The organism is Leisingera sp. SS27 (assembly GCF_028368855.1).
Classification (GTDB): Bacteria; Pseudomonadota; Alphaproteobacteria; order Rhodobacterales; family Rhodobacteraceae; genus Leisingera.
In genome coordinates this window covers 359,839-375,789 of record NZ_JAQNCY010000004.1, presented here as the reverse complement: position 1 = coordinate 375,789, position 15,951 = coordinate 359,839, and the positions used below count along the sequence as shown (strand labels likewise).

The window sequence follows — 15,951 nt, the reverse complement described above, 5'->3', positions numbered from 1 at the left end:
CCTTGGCCTTGAACTCAGGCGAATGGTTCTTCCGTTTCGACATCTCTGATCTCCTCTGCGTCGAAGATCAACAGACAGCAAATTGTAGCTTACGTCAGTGTCCGATTTTCGGGGAGTAGCTCAATCACCTCTGTCCCCGTCGTTTTCTACAAAACAGCGGCAGGCGAATGGAAAATCGCCGACATTAACATCGGCCTCTGACCCCTCCGGCCCGCTGCCCTTTTTTTGGCGAGCCATCTGACCAAGAGTTTTTCATGACGCGCATTCTGAACTGGGCCACTGCTCTGAGACACATTCTTCACCAGATCGAGCCCTACAGAGATGATCACTGACATGAGCATTCCTCTGTGGATCATTGCGGACCCACCGAGGCACATTGATGCCGTCAGAGGGCGGTCACATCACCAAATCCCATCAACGTCCATCGTCTGGCATAATAAACACCGGAGCCCCAAGTACCCCCAAGGGCTGCAGAGCTCAACCGTTCATCTACTTGTCACGCAATGAATGCCCGCCGACCGCGACCTCAAAAAACACCAATTGAATACGCCGAAAAAGGAGCAGACGTGCTCACGCTTCCAGGAAATCCTCGAGTTTTGGCACAAGCTTGAGTTCTCCACGCCCTTTGATTTAACCAAGAGGGTCGAAAATCCCGGCCAGAAGAAGGTTTTCTGGCTTCACCCTGAAGATCTCGAAGCCACACTGAGAATAGCCGCAGCATTCCGACCGCCTGAAGGCAACCGCATCAGCAGCATTCACCTATTTGCCGGTGTCTTCGACATCGCTGATCTCAGTGAAGTTGCACGCGAGATATGTGCCAGCACGGCAGATGGCAATGGCTTCGACAACGACGAGCGGGGCCTGCCGGAGGGCCGAACATGCTTTGCCAGGTTTGGCCTAAGCGAAGATTTCCGCATCAATTTCGAAGATGTTGAGATTTCAACGCTGCCCTGGGCCATGGGGCGAAACCTGACCGTCGGGGTGGATACCCTTTCTCTATCGGCCTTTCAAGCCGATCTCAAACGCCTGAAGGACACGTTTTTTATGCTGCGGAGGCTCCACAGTGACGAGCCGGCCGGCCCAGTGACATCTGTGGAGATACTGTAATTGGCTGAGTCATTGACCTCATGGGCCCAATACCACCCAGCTTCGAGCAATCCGCTTGTATGCCTTGAAATCAACTTGGGCAAAGAGCGGCCTGCCGATGTCCGTTCCGGTGAAAACACGCCCAAGGGCGCGATGGGAATCGCCGATAGAGGCGAACAGGATCGCGTTCCCGAATCCGATGACGAGCAGGAAATCGGGATCTTGAACAGCTTCTACATTTCAGATCTGGAGCTCGCTATCAGGCTTGCCGCTCGCGGCGCACTGCCGCCTGTGCTGCGGGAATATCTTTCACCCAAATAAGCCGATCAAAGGGCCGACCTTTACCGGAACGCTGGCCGCGAAGACCTTCTAGCAACACTAGCCCCAGAAAACGTTAATCAGGGCCGCTGGATGAGCGAGGCCGCCCATGCCATGAGTTTGATGCAGCAATTCGCCATCAACAAGACAATCCAAATGCGCGAGACGGAAGGCTTGTTTTCGGTGAATGGCCCTCCCGGCACCGGCAAGACAACGTTGCTACGCGATATCCTCGCTGACAACCTGGTGGCCCGGGCACAGATTCTGGCCAGTTTTGCCGGGGCGCAAGATGCCTTTCTGAAGGAAAATCGCCCCTTTGAGGCCGCGGATGGAAGTACCGTGCCAGTCAGCCTCCTGAAGCCGGAGTTGACTGGCTATGGAATGGTCGTTGCCTCCTCAAACAATGCCGCGGTGGAGAATATTTCACGAGATCTGCCCAAGCGGGATGCTATCGTTGCACCCAAGGAATTTGACTACCTTAAAACTATCGCGCATAAGTTTGCGGCCGAAAAAGGATACGGCCGCTTCGAACGTCTGAAAGAAGGAGACATGCCTTGGGCGTTGTTGCACAAAGGCCGTAGAGGATTCACTTCGCGAATCCCGTAGGTTAGATCGGCGGCATGCCGAAGCCTGCCTCTTCCCGCTATCGAACAACGAACTGGTCCAACTGTAACGCATCACTTCGAAAGCGCGGCTCTCTGCTGGTCTGGTTTGACCGCGACATGACCTGGTTCGCCGAGCGATGCGGCAAACGCGGACGACCGGAGACCTTCTCCGATGCGGCCATCCAGTTCTGCCTTAGTGTGAAGGTGTTGTTCGGCCTGCCATTGCGGCAAACGTCCGGTATGGTTGCGAGCCTGCTGAAGATGGCGGGACTTGATTGGCCGGCGCCTGATTTCAGCACGCTGTGTCGGCGCCAGAAAACCTTGAAGGTTCAAATACCTTATCGCCGTGCGGACGGGCCGTTGAACCTGCTGGTGGATAGCACCGGCATCAAGTTTCTCGGCGACGGAGAATGGCAGGTCCGCAAGCATGGAGCCAGCCGCAGGCGTCAATGGCGCAAGGTGCATTTGGCCCTGGACACCACCACATCCGACATCCGGGCGGTCGAGTTCACGCCCAGCCGGGACGGCGACAGCCCTGTCCTGCCGGACCTGCTGGAGCAGATCCCCGAAGACGAGCAGATCGGCACCGTGACCGCTGATGGCGCTTATGATACTCGCAGGTGCCACGCCGCCATCATTGCCCGAGATGCAGAAGCAATCATTCCGGTACGGCGCAACGGGCGATTGTGGAAAGAGGACGGCCCCGCCGCCAAGGCGCGCAACGAGATACTGCGCGCTTCGCAACGCTTCGGCAGGGAGCTGTGGAAACGATGGAGTGGTTATCACATCCGAAGTCGCGTGGAGGCCAAAATGCTATGCCTCAAGGCATTCGGCGAACGCATCATGGCGAGGGGCCCAGACAGACAAACCGCCGAAATCCACATCCGCATCGCTCTCATGAACCGCTTCTCGGCCCTCGGCACCGCTGAGATCGTGTGTGATGGATAAATCCGCCGCGGAAAGGGGAAGCTCGTCCTCAAAACAAGTTACGCAACAACGCCACCGATCCGCATCAATTCGGTTTCCCACCGAAGGCGGTCATCACGATCCTCAGGGTCCGGAGGCACGATACCGCGTTCGAGCGCGCGGCGTGTTTTCAGGAACCGTTCCAGGCGCTGTCGTATTGCCCGCCGGTCTTTGTCGGCATTGTGGAACTCTGCTTCGATGAACTTGATCTTGGACATAGCTGGCCCTTTCCCGGCGCGCCGCGCCGTCTGGCACCCGATTGCACACGGTGCGTTCGGGGAAATGAAGGAAAGAACCTGGCCAGGTTTGAGCTTCACTCCTGCTCAATACGGCCATTTCAGTCAACAAGTGGCGCTGATTACCAAGGGGGAAACGTGTCCCCGCAACAGGTACAACGTAACAATCACCTAAGCCATTGTTTTAAAACAGAACCACCGGCCGAAGATCGGCCGGTGGAAAAAACCTCGTGTCGGAATGGCAGAAAACCCCCATCAATGGCATTTATTTCATGGGTCCGACACCGACAAAACATCTAACAGCTTGGCTCAGCCGCACTTCGAATGGCCGCAGCTGCGGCAGGTCATGCAGCCTTCGACCATTTGCATGTCAAACTGGCCGCAGCTGGGGCAGGCCTTGCCGCGCGGGGCGTTCAGGTTCACCACTTGCGCCTGCGGGTCGGATTTCAACCCCATGCCCTCGCCTTCAAGGAAGCCGGTCTTGACCATGTGGGTCTCGATCACACCTCCGATGGCCGCCAGAATCGAGGGGATGTACTTGCCCTGCACCCAGGCGCCGCCACGCGGATCGAACACCGCTTTCAGCTCCTCGACGACAAAGGACACGTCGCCGCCGCGGCGGAACACAGCCGAGATCATCCGGGTCAGCGCCAGCGTCCAGGCGTAATGCTCCATGTTCTTTGAGTTGATGAACACTTCGAACGGGCGGCGGTGGCCGTTGATGATGATGTCGTTGATGGTGAGGTAGATCGCGTGCTCGCTGTCCGGCCATTTCAGCTTGTAGGTATGTCCCTCGAGGCTCTGCGGGCGGTCCAGCGGTTCGGACATATAGACGACTTCGGCCCCGTCTTCACCCAAACCGCTTTCGTGCGGCGCCTGCGCGGTTTCGCCGGGAGCTGTGTCGGCGCTCTCGCTCACCGACAGCACCGATCCGGTCACGTCGTTCGGACGGTAGGTGGTGCAGCCTTTGCAGCCCTGGTCCCAGGCCTGCATGTAGACATCCTTGAAGTCATCAAAGGAAATGTCTTCCGGGCAGTTGATGGTCTTGGAAATCGAGGAGTCGATCCATTTCTGTGCCGCCGCCTGCATCTTGACGTGGGCTGCGGGGCTCAGCGTCTGGGCGTTGACGAAGTAATCGGGCAGCTTGGCGTCTGCGCCGAATTTCTCGCGATACATCTGCACCGCATAGTCGACCACTTCCTCCTCGGTGCGCGAACCGTCCTTTTGCAGCACCTTGCGGGTATAAGCATAGGCAAACACCGGCTCGATCCCCGAGGACACGTTGCCCGCATAAAGCGAAATGGTGCCGGTCGGCGCGATGGAGGTCAGCAGCGCGTTGCGGATGCCGTGCTCGCGGATCGCGCCGCGCACGTCCTCATCCATGTTCAGCATGTTTCCGGAGTTGAGGTACTTCTCGGCGTCAAACAGCGGGAAGGCGCCTTTTTCCTTGGCCAGGTCCACCGACGCCAGATAGGCGGCGCGGGCGATCGCGTGCAGCCATTCGTCGGTCTGACGCGCCGCCTCGTCGGAGCCGTATTCCAGACCCAGCATCAAGAGCGCATCGGCCAAGCCGGTCACGCCCAGGCCAATCCGGCGCTTGTTTTTTGCTTCCTGTGCCTGTGCCTCCAGCGGAAACTTGGAGACGTCGACAACGTTATCCATCATCCGTACGGCAGTGGCGACCAGTTCCTGCATTGCAGCCTGGTCCAGCTGCGCGTCGCTCTCAAACGGATTGGCTACCAGCCGCGCCATGTTGATCGAGCCCAAGAGGCAGGCGCCATAAGGCGGCAGAGGCTGCTCGCCGCAGGGGTTGGTGGCGCAGATGTTCTCGATGTAGTTGAGGTTGTTGGCCTTGTTGATGCGGTCGATGAAGATCACGCCCGGCTCGGCGTAATCATAGGTCGCCTGCATGATCTTGTTCCACAGATCGCGCGCTTCGACGGTGTGATAGACCTTGCCGTCGAACTGCAGCTCCCAGGAGCCGTCGGATTTCACCGCATCCATGAAGTCATCGGTGACCAGCACCGACATGTTGAACATGCGCAGGCGGGCAGAGTCGGATTTGGCGGTAATGAAGGCCTCGATATCCGGATGGTCGCAGCGCATGGTTGCCATCATCGCACCGCGGCGGCTGCCTGCGGACATGATGGTGCGGCACATCGCGTCCCAGACGTCCATGAAGGACAGCGGGCCGGAGGCATCCGCCGCCACGCCCTTCACATCGGCGCCCCGCGGCCGGATGGTGGAGAAGTCATAGCCGATGCCGCCACCCTGCTGCATGGTCAGCGCAGCCTCTTTCAGCATGTCGAAGATGCCCGACATGCTATCCGGCACGGTGCCCATCACAAAGCAGTTGAACAGCGTCACCTGGCGCGCGGTGCCGGCGCCTGCAGTGATCCGGCCTGCGGGCAGGTATTTGAAGTCCTCCAGCGCGCCATAGAACTTCTCTTCCCACACGTCCGGTTTCTTTTCCGCCCGCGCCAGGTCACGCGCGATGCGCCGCCAGGTGTCTTCGACGGTCACGTCGATCGGCGCGCCATCGGCCTGCTTGAAACGGTATTTCATATCCCAGATCTGCTCGGCGATGGGGGCGGCAAAGCGGCTCATGTGTCGGTCCTTCGGCTCGTTTGGGCTTCCTAAAAACGGCTCCGCTGCGGCTGCTTTTTCAGGGCACCGTGGCGAATCCATTTTTTGTTAAGGCTTACTTGCAGCAAATGCGTGGAGAAACACAATACCTTGAAGTCAGGGATCCGTAAACTACTATATACTGTCAAAGCTCTGGACGACTCTGTGGGGAACCTGTGGATAAGCGCGTGAATCTCGTGAAGCTTTCGGTCGGCACCGAAAGCGTCGAAAGCCTGATGGCCTGGCAGGAAATGCGCCGTGCGGAACTGCCGGAGGGCCTTCCCCGCCACGTCACTCGGATGTGGCCCAAGCGCGAGGCCGAGATTTTGAACGGTGGCTCGATCTACTGGGTCATCAAGGGGCTGATACAGTGCCGCCAGCGGGTTCTGCGGCTGGATGAGGTTATCGGCGAGGACGGCATCCGGCGTTGCGCCATCATACTGGCCCCGGAACTGCACCGCACCCACACGGCGCCGAAGCGCCCGTTCCAGGGCTGGCGCTACCTGAAAGCTGAAGACTCTCCTGCTGACCTGCCTGCAGGCAAAAGCCAGGAAGATCCGCTGCCACTGGAACTGTCACAGGCACTGGCGGAAATCGGGGTTATCTGAGGCCGTCCGCTCCCCCCGCGGCAGCCTCGCCAGCGCCGGGCGTCAGCCCGGCGCACGGCCCAACCGGGGCGGAAGTATCTCGGATGCTTCCAGCCCCGGGCGGGAGCGCACCGGCAGGCGGTATAATCCGTAACCAAGAAGAAGCCCTCCCGCCTCCTTTGCAAGCATCCATAGATGCCTTTAAGGCGTTGGGCATGGCCCGCACTGACGCGCGGGTGTCATCGCTTAGCTGCGGTGTTCCAGAAGATCCAGCAGCGTGTTCAGCGCGGCCTTTTCATCCACGCCGTACTTCGCCACCCGGCTGCGCCACAGGGTTGCCTGCGATTTCAGCACCAGCCCGTCATTCAGGAGCTTCAGGTGGTTGGCCCGCAGCGTCTCGCCGGTGGATGTGATGTCGGCCACCATCTCGGCGGTCTCGTTCTTCACCGTGCCCTCGGTCGCACCCTGGCTGTCGACCAGCTGGTAATCCGACACTCCGGCATCGGTCAGAAACTCACGCACCAGCCGGTGGTATTTGGTGGCAATCCGCAGCCGGTGGCCATGCGCCGTGCGGAATGCAGATGCGGCCGCGTCGAGGTCATCCAGCGTGTCCACATCGATCCAGAACTGCGGCACCGCCAGGATCAGATCGGCATGGCCGAAACCCATCTCCGCCAGACCCTCCACCTGCTGCTCGAACCGCGGCAGCTTCTCCTGCACCAGATCGGTACCGGTGACACCCAGATGGATCCGCCCCGCCGCCAGTTCACGCGGGATCTCGCCTGCCGACAGCAGCACCAGCTCCATATTCGACACGCCTTCGACCGCGCCGGCATATTCCCTGTCCGACCCGGTACGCGACAGCGTCACGCCGCGTTTGGCAAACCAGTCAAAGGTCTTTTCCATCAGCCGCCCCTTGGACGGCACTCCCAGCTTCAGGGTCATTTGCGCGCCTCCTCAAGCTGCAGCATCAGGTCGGGACGCAACACGCCTCCCACCGCCGGGATTTCCTCGCCGTCACCCAGCTGGCGGGTCAGCGCATCATAGCGCCCGCCGCTGGCCACAGGCGGCAGATCGGGCCGGGCCTCGGCATAGAAACCAAAGACAAACCCGTCGTAATACTCCATCGAGGTGCGCCCGTAGGAAGCTTCGAAATCGAGGTTGTCAACATCCACGCCGCGCGCCTTCATCGCCGCAGTGCGCGCGTCCAGCCGGTCCAGCGCGGGATTGATCTGAGGCAGGTCCACCGCGATGTCGCGCATCTGCTCGGTGGCAAAGGGCACCGTCTCGCGCACCGCCATCAGTGCTTCCAGCGCCAGCAGTTCGTTTTCGGCGATCGGCGGCTCCTTGGCATCTGCACGCAGCGCCTCCACCCGCGCCTGCACCTCTGTCGCGCGGCGCTTGCCGATCTCCACGGCGGAACCGGTCAGGTCGCCCTCAGTCGACAGCAGTTTCCTGCGGCTCTCCGGCACAGGGCTGCGGCCGGCAAACCGGTCCAGCAAGGAGCGGAACCGGCGCGGCCGCCAGATGTGGCGCATCAGCGCCGTTTTGCGCTTGTCCGTGGTGTTCAACCCCTCGACCGCCGCCATCAGGATGCCGATATCGCCGGTTGCGGCCCGCAAAGGCAGCCCGCGCACCTGCAGTGCGAACAGCGAAAACACTTCCGCGTCCGCCGCCGCCGCATCGTCGCGCTCGAACACCTCATAGCCGACCTGCAGATACTCGTTGGGCCGGTCTGGATCCAACTCCTGACGCCGGAACACCTCGCCCGAGTATGTATAGCGTGCAGGCTCCGCCCCATGGCGCATATGCGCCTCCACCACAGGCACAGTGAAGTCCGGGCGCAGCATCTGCTCGCCGCGCAAGGCATCGGTGGTCACATAGGCACGGGCACGGATGTCTTCACCGTAAAGATCCAGCAAGGTGCCGGCAGGCTGCAGCAATGGCGTATCCACCACCTGTCCGCCAGCGGCCTCAAAGCGGACCCGCAGCTGGGCGGCGCGGGCCTGAATGTCAGAACGCAGCGTCATGATCAGACCTGCCCATCCAGGATTTCACGCACCTTGGCGACCAGCTCGCTGCGCGGCACCTCGAACTGGCTGGGGCGTTCCTTCCACTCCTCCAGCGTGGCGCTTTCGGCGATCTTTGCACCCAGGATCAGGTCCTTGATCTGCACCACGCCGTTCGCCTTCTCGTCGCCGCCTTCGATCACCGCCACGGGAGAGTTCCGCTTGTCCGCATACTTCAGCTGGTTGCCGAAGTTCTTGGGGTTGCCCAGATAAACCTCGGCCCGGATGCCTGCGTTGCGCAGCTCCGCCACCATAGCCTGGTAATCCGCCATCCGGTCCCGGTCCATCACGGTCACAACCACCGGCCCGGTGGCCTCGGCGCTCAGCCGACCCTTGGCGTGCAGCGCCGCCAGCAACCGGTCCACGCCGACCGAGACACCCACTGCAGGCACTTCCTGGCCGGTAAAGCGCTTGACCAGCCCGTCGTAACGACCGCCGCCCGAAACCGAACCGAACTGCCGCTTGCGGCCCTTCTCGTCCAAAATCTCAAAGGTCAGCTCTGCCTCGAACACTGGCCCGGTGTAATAACCAAGCCCGCGCACGACGGAGGGGTCGATCTCGATCCGGTCCTTGCCGTAGCCGCCCGCGGCCAGCAGCTCGCCAATCTGCTCCAACTCGGCAATGCCCTCCTGGCCAACCTTGCTGTCACCCACTGCGGCGCGCAGGTTGGCAATGGTGCCTGCCGCATCCGCTGCTTTGGAGGTCAGGAAGGCCAGCACCGGCGCTGCCTGATCACCGCTGAGGCCAACCCCGTCAATGAAGGCGCCGGAGGCATCCAGGCGGCCTTTGGTCAGCAGCTCGCGCACGCCGGCCTCGCCCACTTTGTCGAACTTGTCGATTGTGCGCAGCACGTCGTCGCGCTTGGTGTCGCCGTCGCCAAGGCCCATGGCCTCCAGCACCCCGTTCAGAACCTTGCGGTTGTTCACCCGCACCAGATAATCGCCGCGCGGAATGCCGACGGTCTCCAGCGTGTCGGACAGCATCGCGCAGATCTCTGCATCCGCCGCCAACGAGGCGGTCCCCACGGTATCCGCATCGCACTGGTAGAACTGGCGGAAGCGGCCCGGGCCCGGCTTCTCGTTGCGCCAGACCGGTCCCATCGCGTAACGGCGGTAGGGCGTCGGCAGGTCATTGCGGTGCTGCGCATAGACCCGTGCCAAGGGCGCCGTCAGGTCATAGCGCAGCGCCATCCAGTCACCATTGCCGTCCTCTTCCGTCTCCTGCCAGGCAAACACGCCCTCGTTCGGGCGGTCCACATCGGGAAGGAATTTGCCGAGCGCCTCAACGGTTTCCACCGCCGAAGACTCCAGCGCCTCAAACCCGTAATGATGATACACACCCGCGATGGCCCGCAGCATCTCGCTGCGCTGGGTCACCTCCGCACCGAAATAGTCACGGAACCCCTTCGGCGTTTGCGCCTTGGGACGGGGCTGTTTCTTCACTTTGGCCATCTGCGGCCTCCTCACGGGTAGCGGTTTCACTCGCGTGGCGGTCTAACGGAAGCAGCCCCGCGCGGCAAGGCTGCGAAGGGTCCAGCGCCTGCGTCCTTTCTCCCGTAATTCCCGTTATGAGAATGCGCGCGGCTTGATGATGGACGCGCCTCGCGAAAGCGCCTATCTAGGCGCATCGGCAATCAAAGGTGTGAACCATGCAGCATTTGGAAGAGCAAATCGCCCATCTGATCCGCAGCGTGGAGGAGATGAGCGACGTGATCGCCCGCCAGCAGCAGGAAATCGACGTTCTGACCCGCCGCGTCGCCATGCTGATGCAGCGTGAAGCCACCCGGGAACAGGAAGGCACCGGCGGCGTGGTCTTCGCCGACGAACGCCCGCCGCATTACTGATCCACAGCCCGGAAGCCACGGTTTTCCTTGATCCAAACGGCCGCCCCGCGCAGGCTGTAACTCAGGTATTCAGTGACACGTGATTGGGGGACACGGCCATGGCACCGTCCAACGACCCGGTGGAATTCGTCGAAAGAGGCATCGAAAAGTTCCATACGCGGGTGATCTTCTACCTCAAGAAGGTCTGGAAGCGCGTCCGCTCGCTGCTGATGCCGCTGCGCAAGTTCATGAAGAAGATGCTCACATCGGCCAAGACCATCGCCAAAACCGCCGGCAAGAAGGCGGTCTCGCAGGTCACCTCCGCCGGGCAGACGGTGCTCAATCTGCTGGACCGGGTAGAGCAGCTGCTGAAGACCATGGTCAAACTAGGCCAGCGCATCCTCGACACCATCCGCAAAAACACCGACCGCTCCCGCCTGGTCAAAGTCCTGAAAACCGTGATCCGCAAATACGTTGAGATGTTCCGCCAGGTCTGGGGCTGGGTGCAGGAGATCTGGGAGCAGATCGGCGTGCTCGACACAGCACTGATGATCCTGAACCGCTTTGCTTCGGTGCTGCAGATCATCTTCGGCTGGATCAAGGAACTGACGGCGATTCTGGGTGGTGTGAAGAAGGTGAAGGGACTGCTGAAGAAAGTGGTGAAAACCCTGCGGCTGGAAATGAAGGAAGCCATCCGCCTGCTGAAAGACGTCGTCAAGCTTCCGGTGCCGAAGGAGGCGTAACGTCAGCAAAGGGCCTGCGGGGGCCCGTGGGATGGCGTCCTAACGGGGTGTTCGGGGCAATTGTTGCGGGCCCATCTGCACGACTTCAACAGTGTGTCTGATACCAGCGCCTTTTGGCCTGATCGATGGATTAGCATAACAGAAGATTTCTGGCGTATCAGAACCGCCAATGCGCGAAGGTAAGACGGAAAGCTGGAACCAGCGATCAGCCTGCGGCTGAGCGGCCTGTCAAAGACATTCGCTGCAAGACGCGCAAGCACCATTCGGCGGAGGGGAAGATCCGCATTGTGCTGGAGGGTTTGCGGGCAGAGGAGGGCATCGCCGGACCCTGCCGTCGCGAAGGGATTGCCACGAGCTTGTACAATTCCTCGCCGTATGAGTTCCTGGAGGCCGGAAGGAAGCGGCTGGCAGGTGACGACTTAGCCAGGCAAACGGCAAGCCTGATGTCCTCAAGCTTCTCGGTAGTCGTGTATGAGCTGGAGGTTCCCAAAGTGCGATTGAAACGTTGCGGTGAAGTGTTGGAAAACAAAAAAGGCGCCCTAGGGCGCCTTGTTTTATTGGTCGGAGTGAGAGGATTCGAACCTCCGACCCCTGCCTCCCGAAGACAGTGCTCTACCAGGCTGAGCTACACTCCGACCGTGGAGGGCGAAATAGCCCAGGGCGCGGGGTTTGACAAGGGCGATTCCTCAGAAAGATGCGGTTTTCGGGAAATCTTTTCGGCCCAGCAGGCCGCGGCTTATCAAGCACGAAAAAGCCCCGCTCCGGCGGCCGGGCGGGGCTTGTGCTGATTTCAGATTAGTATCCGGAAATCAGAGGCTTGCATCCAGAGCCGCTACAACAGCGTCGCCCATCTGGCTGGTGGAAACCGGTTCTACGCCTTCGCTTGCCAGAAGGTCCGCGGTGCGCACACCGTCGGCCAGAACCTTCTCGACCGCGGCTTCCAGCCGGTCGGCCTCGGCGCCCTGGTCGAAGCTGTAGCGCAGCGCCATGGCAAAGCTCAGGATACAGGCGATCGGGTTGGCCTTGCCCTGGCCTGCGATGTCGGGGGCGGAGCCGTGCACGGGCTCATACAGCGCTTTGGGCCGGCCGTTTTCCATCGGCGCGCCGAGCGAAGCGGAGGGCAGCATGCCAAGCGAGCCGGTCAGCATCGCGGCGCAGTCGGACAGGATATCGCCGAACAGGTTGTCGGTCAGGATGACGTCAAACTGCTTGGGCGCACGCACCAGCTGCATGGCGCCGTTGTCGGCGTACATGTGGGACAGCTCGACCTCGGGGTAATCAGCTGCCACGCGGGTCACAACCTCGCGCCACAGGATGCCGGATTCCATCACGTTGGCCTTCTCCATCGAGCAGACCTTCTTGCCCCGGCGCATCGCCAGCTCAAACGCGGAACGGGCGGCACGCTCGATCTCGCTCTCGGTGTAGCGCTGGGTGTTGATGCCGACGCGTTCGTTGCCTTCCTCGAAGATGCCGCGCGGCTCGCCGAAGTAGACGCCCGAGGTCAGTTCGCGCACGATCATGATGTCGAGGCCTGCGACGATGTCCTTCTTCAGCGAGGAGAAATCCGCCAGCGCGTCAAAGCACTGCGCCGGGCGCAGGTTGGAGTAAAGGTCCATTTCCTTGCGCAGGCGCAGCAGGCCGCGTTCGGGTTTCACCGAGAAATCCAGGTCGTCATAGGCCGGGCCGCCGACTGCGCCCAGGAGAACCGCGTCGACTTCCTGCGCCTTGGCCATGGTCTCATCCGCGAGCGGCTTGCCATGCTTGTCATAGGCCGCACCGCCCACCAGATCCTCGCTCACATCGAACTCCAGGCCGCGCTTATCCCCGAACCAGGAGATGATCTTGCGCACCTCGGCCATGACCTCGGGGCCGATGCCGTCGCCGGGCAGAATCAGAATCGATGGGTTGGGCATGGGATCCTCCAAAAAAACAGCTGGCAAGGGCGTAGCGGGACAGCGGGGCAGGGTCAATAACGGCCCTTGGAAATAAAGGGGTAAGATGAGGATTTGCCTGCGCAACGAAGTTGTGGAAGGCGGGTCAGTCCAGCAGCAAATCCACCCAGACCAGCCGGTGGCGGCTGGCGGTTGCTGCGGGAGTATCCTGGCCGTCCGGCCACACCACGCCGCTTGCGGTCACGGTAAGGCCGGCGGAAGGCAGCACATAGTCCACCCGCATGCGTCCTGCGCTTTGCCACTCCACAGTGGCTGTGCCGCCCCGGGGACTTTGCGGGCGTGCATCCTGAAGCCGCGGGTCGGCCAAAAGGTTGCGTATGGCTTGTTTGCGGCCTTCGCCGAGCTCCGGGTCTAGGTTGGCATCGCCGGCGATCACAAAGGGAGGTTCGGGTGCAGGCCCGATAGCGCCGTCCAGCAGCATTTGCCACAGGTGGATTTCATCGTGGTTGCGTCTGCCATTGCGGTCTTCCGGCCCGTCAAACAGCGGCGGTGTGGCGTGGAAGGTCATCATATTCAGGCGGCGGCCGTCTGGCAGCAGCAGGGGCACCAGCCAGTGAGCTGTTGCGGACAGGCGCTGGACAGCCTGCGCTTCGGCTGAGGGGAAGGGTCTGCCATCCGGGTGTTGCGGCAGCAGGGCGCCCGGGAGGTCCTGCCAAAGAAGGGAAGAGAAGTCGCGGATGCTTTCATGATCCGCCGGCAGCCGCGACAGCAGCGCAATGCCGCCCTGACCGCGGAACCGGCCATAGCCCTGGTTGTCTCGCGGCTCTCCGGTCTTTCCATTGCCGTCCATGTCCAGCGGGGCAGGCGGCGGCAGGCCGGAATTGGGTTTCAGGGATATGCGGTAGGGGTAGTCCAGCCCTTGGCCGGCCAGCCGCATGGCCAGTGCTGCCAGCGCCTTGCCTTCGTGGTCCCAGTCGATGCCTTGCAGAGCCAGAACATCCGGCTGCGCGGCGGCGATCACGTCCACCACAGCATCAACCTGCGGATCGTTGCCACGACTGATATCGCGCAGCAGCAGGCCCGGCCCGCCGCGCGACAGTTCCGTGTTGAAAGTGGCGATCCGCAGCGTGTCTGCCCAGCCGGTTCCGGCGGCCAGGATCAAAAGGAGACCCGCTGCCAGCTGTTTCATGCAGTTTGCAGGGTCTCGTCCGCGCCGAGACTGGCTGCGCGCCGTTTCAGGGCAATCAGCCCGGCAATGCGCAGCATCGCCATACCCCGCATGATCATTGAAGCAGGCACCAGCGCCCAGGCGCTGACCACCCAGATCAGCATGTGCGGAGATGCCAGAATGCCCGGATCCACAAGACCGGAGGCAAGTTTGACTGCGGCGGGCAATGCAAAGGGCAAAAGCGCGCCGCCTGCAATATTGACACGGCCGTCGCGCTGCAGGCGCTGCACCACGTCTCCGCCGGTTGTGGGGTCGAACAGGGGCAGGTTGACCCAAACATTGAAGGCGCCGTTGCCCACCGGCCAGTGGCCGACCCGGATGACCAGCGCAAATATGGCGATGGCTGAAGCTGCAATAGCAGCGGCAAGCCCGGCAGCATCACGCACCATCAGCACAACCGCTTCCGGTATCTGCGGCGGCATCATCAGAACCGTCATTTGCACCGGTGAATAGGCAAAGCCGAGGTGGCCGCCAAGCCAGCTGCCCAGCTGCTGCACCAGGGCGGTCAGCCCTGTTGGCGCCACCGGGTGCGCCGCCAGCAGGCTGAGCGCGCCGACGGTGGCGGCGGCTGCGGCAAAACGCATGCGGTTGATGGGCGGGGCATTGCGGAACTCAACGAAGCTTGGAAAGTGGGAGGCGTACTCGCTGAAGGCAAGGGCGCAGCCCAAGAGAGCAAGAAACAGGATGATTTCCGGCGACTGGGTGGCGGATGCCGGCAGAATCAGCGTCGGCATCGCAAACAGCATGGCCACCAGTATGCCGCGGAACGCCGCGCCTGTGATACGTGCAAACACGTCTTTCATTCCCTTCAAACCAGCGCGGGCGTTTGGCCTCTTGCGTCCGGATTTGAAGCCCCCCGTGAAGTGGTCCGGGGCGCTCTGCCTCATTTTTGCCCCATTGTGCCCGGCTGGCAGCTTTCCGCTCAAGAGGTCGCGGCTGATGCATGGCCACTTTCCCTGCCGCACTGGTGCGGGATTGCATCAGGCTTTCAGTTCTATTTGAGGGTGTTGGCGGCCTTGCCACCAGATGCTGTGTGCCTGATCATCAGGTGCACAAGCAGGGTGCCGCTACGCAATTGCGGCAGAATTGCGGCGCGAATCTGGCGCGCAAAAAGAAAACCGCCCCAAGGCAGGGCGGCTTCCAATGTTCCGGCAGTCCGGCGGGGATCAGACCCAGGGACGCTCTTGCGCGGCCTTGTCCTCGAAGGACTTGATCGAGTCGGCCTTTTCCATGGTCAGGCCGATGTCGTCCAGACCGTTCAGCAGGCAATGCTTCTTGAAGGCGTCCACCTCGAAGCTGATCACTTCGCCGTCGGAAGTGGTGATCTCCTGCGCTTCCAGGTCCACGGTCATACGGGCGTTGGCACCCTTTTCCGCGTCCTTCATCAGCACATCGACCTGCTCCTGCGGCAGCACGATCGGCAGGATGCCGTTCTTGAAGCTGTTGTTGAAGAAGATGTCGGCAAAGGAGGTCGACACGATGCACTTGATTCCGAAGTCGGCAATCGCCCAGGGCGCATGCTCGCGCGAGGAGCCGCAGCCGAAGTTGTCGCCCGCGATCAGGATCTCGGCGCTGCGGTACTGCGGTTTGTTCAGCACGAAATCCTCGATCTCGGTGCCGTCGCGGTTATAGCGCATCTCGTCAAACAGGTTCTTGCCGAACCCGGTGCGCTGGATCGACTTCAGGAACACCTTCGGAATGATCATGTCGGTGTCGATGTTAACCAGCGGCATGGGGGCCGCGACGCCTTGGATCTTGGTGAATTTTTCCATGC

17 protein-coding genes and 1 tRNA gene are annotated in these 15,951 nt (G+C 61.4%); 7 read left to right on the top strand and 11 right to left on the bottom strand.

The window, feature by feature from the left end:
- The first annotated feature begins 507 nt into the window (after positions 1–507).
- The 4 genes from N6L27_RS11945 to N6L27_RS11930 all read left to right on the top strand — a co-directional run bounded on the left by N6L27_RS11945 (position 508) and on the right by N6L27_RS11930 (position 2,957).
- Positions 508–1,107 (top strand): hypothetical protein, encoded by a 600-nt coding sequence (locus N6L27_RS11945; RefSeq protein ID WP_271907479.1) that lies wholly within the window; start codon positions 508–510, stop codon positions 1,105–1,107.
- Positions 1,108–1,407 carry a hypothetical protein gene (locus N6L27_RS11940; protein WP_271907478.1) on the top strand — a complete coding sequence of 100 codons (300 nt, stop codon included), beginning with the start codon at positions 1,108–1,110 and terminating at the stop codon, positions 1,405–1,407.
- Between the two features lie 90 nt (positions 1,408–1,497).
- On the top strand, positions 1,498–2,010 hold the full coding sequence (locus tag N6L27_RS11935; RefSeq protein WP_271907476.1) for a hypothetical protein: 513 nt from the start codon (positions 1,498–1,500) through the stop codon (positions 2,008–2,010).
- A 14-nt stretch (positions 2,011–2,024) separates the two neighbouring features.
- Complete coding sequence (locus N6L27_RS11930) at positions 2,025–2,957, top strand: IS5 family transposase (protein WP_271907474.1); 933 nt, start codon at positions 2,025–2,027, stop codon at positions 2,955–2,957.
- Between the two features lie 38 nt (positions 2,958–2,995).
- Here the strand turns inward: N6L27_RS11930 and N6L27_RS11925 are convergent, their stop codons facing one another.
- The gene (locus tag N6L27_RS11925) at positions 2,996–3,193 is read right to left on the bottom strand and encodes a hypothetical protein (RefSeq protein WP_271907473.1); all 198 of its coding nucleotides are present in this window, start codon (positions 3,191–3,193) and stop codon (positions 2,996–2,998) included.
- A gap of 327 nt (positions 3,194–3,520) precedes the next feature.
- Entirely contained in the window at positions 3,521–5,818 is a 2,298-nt protein-coding gene (locus N6L27_RS11920; RefSeq protein WP_271907472.1) for an adenosylcobalamin-dependent ribonucleoside-diphosphate reductase, read from the bottom strand.
- Positions 5,819–6,012: 194 nt separating this feature from the next.
- Here N6L27_RS11920 and N6L27_RS11915 point away from each other — a divergent pair, with 194 nt between their 5' ends.
- Positions 6,013–6,444 (top strand): DUF1489 family protein, encoded by a 432-nt coding sequence (locus N6L27_RS11915; RefSeq protein WP_271907471.1) that lies wholly within the window; start codon positions 6,013–6,015, stop codon positions 6,442–6,444.
- A gap of 225 nt (positions 6,445–6,669) precedes the next feature.
- Here N6L27_RS11915 and hisG read toward each other — a convergent pair whose 3' ends face one another.
- From hisG to hisS, 3 genes are read right to left on the bottom strand one after another with little or no spacing between them, the layout of a single operon-like run.
- Positions 6,670–7,368: an ATP phosphoribosyltransferase gene (gene hisG / locus N6L27_RS11910; RefSeq protein WP_271907470.1), complete on the bottom strand. Its 699-nt coding sequence runs from the start codon at positions 7,366–7,368 to the stop codon at positions 6,670–6,672.
- On the bottom strand, positions 7,365–8,453 hold the full coding sequence (locus N6L27_RS11905) for an ATP phosphoribosyltransferase regulatory subunit (RefSeq protein WP_271907469.1): 1,089 nt from the start codon (positions 8,451–8,453) through the stop codon (positions 7,365–7,367). The genes hisG and N6L27_RS11905 overlap by 4 nt, the downstream gene beginning before the upstream one ends.
- Positions 8,454–8,455: 2 nt before the next feature.
- Entirely contained in the window at positions 8,456–9,943 is a 1,488-nt protein-coding gene (gene hisS / locus N6L27_RS11900; RefSeq protein WP_271907468.1) for a histidine--tRNA ligase, read from the bottom strand.
- 197 nt (positions 9,944–10,140) lie between these two features.
- Here hisS and N6L27_RS11895 point away from each other — a divergent pair, with 197 nt between their 5' ends.
- Positions 10,141–10,335 (top strand): SlyX family protein, encoded by a 195-nt coding sequence (locus N6L27_RS11895; protein ID WP_271907467.1) that lies wholly within the window; start codon positions 10,141–10,143, stop codon positions 10,333–10,335.
- A gap of 98 nt (positions 10,336–10,433) precedes the next feature.
- Positions 10,434–11,057 (top strand): hypothetical protein, encoded by a 624-nt coding sequence (locus N6L27_RS11890; protein ID WP_271907466.1) that lies wholly within the window; start codon positions 10,434–10,436, stop codon positions 11,055–11,057.
- Between the two features lie 558 nt (positions 11,058–11,615).
- On the opposite strand, the gene N6L27_RS11885 is transcribed toward N6L27_RS11890, so the two are convergent.
- From N6L27_RS11885 to leuD, 6 genes are all read right to left on the bottom strand, one after another.
- Positions 11,616–11,692, bottom strand: a tRNA-Pro gene (locus N6L27_RS11885).
- Positions 11,693–11,866: 174 nt separating this feature from the next.
- Positions 11,867–12,970 carry a 3-isopropylmalate dehydrogenase gene (leuB, locus tag N6L27_RS11880; protein WP_271907465.1) on the bottom strand — a complete coding sequence of 368 codons (1,104 nt, stop codon included), beginning with the start codon at positions 12,968–12,970 and terminating at the stop codon, positions 11,867–11,869.
- A 124-nt stretch (positions 12,971–13,094) separates the two neighbouring features.
- Positions 13,095–14,138: an endonuclease/exonuclease/phosphatase family protein gene (locus N6L27_RS11875; RefSeq protein WP_271907464.1), complete on the bottom strand. Its 1,044-nt coding sequence runs from the start codon at positions 14,136–14,138 to the stop codon at positions 13,095–13,097.
- Positions 14,135–14,971, bottom strand: coding sequence for a hypothetical protein (locus tag N6L27_RS11870; protein ID WP_271907463.1), 837 nt, complete (start codon positions 14,969–14,971; stop codon positions 14,135–14,137). Before N6L27_RS11870 ends, N6L27_RS11875 begins: the two co-directional genes overlap by 4 nt.
- A gap of 200 nt (positions 14,972–15,171) precedes the next feature.
- On the bottom strand, positions 15,172–15,321 hold the full coding sequence (locus N6L27_RS11865; RefSeq protein ID WP_271907462.1) for a hypothetical protein: 150 nt from the start codon (positions 15,319–15,321) through the stop codon (positions 15,172–15,174).
- Positions 15,322–15,343: 22 nt separating this feature from the next.
- Positions 15,344–15,949: a 3-isopropylmalate dehydratase small subunit gene (gene leuD / locus N6L27_RS11860; RefSeq protein ID WP_271907461.1), complete on the bottom strand. Its 606-nt coding sequence runs from the start codon at positions 15,947–15,949 to the stop codon at positions 15,344–15,346.
- Between the last annotated feature and the right edge of the window lie 2 nt (positions 15,950–15,951).

Bases quoted from the DNA above. Each gene is read 5' to 3' on its own strand.
- N6L27_RS11945 (WP_271907479.1), top strand. From the start codon at position 508: ATGCCCGCCGACCGCGACCTCAAAAAACACCAATTGAATACGCCGAAA.
- N6L27_RS11935 (WP_271907476.1), top strand. From the start codon at position 1,498: ATGAGCGAGGCCGCCCATGCCATGAGTTTGATGCAGCAATTCGCCATC.
- N6L27_RS11930 (WP_271907474.1), top strand. From the start codon at position 2,025: ATGCCGAAGCCTGCCTCTTCCCGCTATCGAACAACGAACTGGTCCAAC.
- N6L27_RS11925 (WP_271907473.1), bottom strand. From the start codon at position 3,193: ATGTCCAAGATCAAGTTCATCGAAGCAGAGTTCCACAATGCCGACAAA.
- N6L27_RS11920 (WP_271907472.1), bottom strand. From the start codon at position 5,818: ATGAGCCGCTTTGCCGCCCCCATCGCCGAGCAGATCTGGGATATGAAA.
- hisG (WP_271907470.1), bottom strand. From the start codon at position 7,368: ATGACCCTGAAGCTGGGAGTGCCGTCCAAGGGGCGGCTGATGGAAAAG.
- N6L27_RS11905 (WP_271907469.1), bottom strand. From the start codon at position 8,453: ATGACGCTGCGTTCTGACATTCAGGCCCGCGCCGCCCAGCTGCGGGTC.
- hisS (WP_271907468.1), bottom strand. From the start codon at position 9,943: ATGGCCAAAGTGAAGAAACAGCCCCGTCCCAAGGCGCAAACGCCGAAG.
- N6L27_RS11895 (WP_271907467.1), top strand. From the start codon at position 10,141: ATGCAGCATTTGGAAGAGCAAATCGCCCATCTGATCCGCAGCGTGGAG.
- N6L27_RS11890 (WP_271907466.1), top strand. From the start codon at position 10,434: ATGGCACCGTCCAACGACCCGGTGGAATTCGTCGAAAGAGGCATCGAA.
- leuB (WP_271907465.1), bottom strand. From the start codon at position 12,970: ATGCCCAACCCATCGATTCTGATTCTGCCCGGCGACGGCATCGGCCCC.
- N6L27_RS11875 (WP_271907464.1), bottom strand. From the start codon at position 14,138: ATGAAACAGCTGGCAGCGGGTCTCCTTTTGATCCTGGCCGCCGGAACC.
- leuD (WP_271907461.1), bottom strand. From the start codon at position 15,949: ATGGAAAAATTCACCAAGATCCAAGGCGTCGCGGCCCCCATGCCGCTG.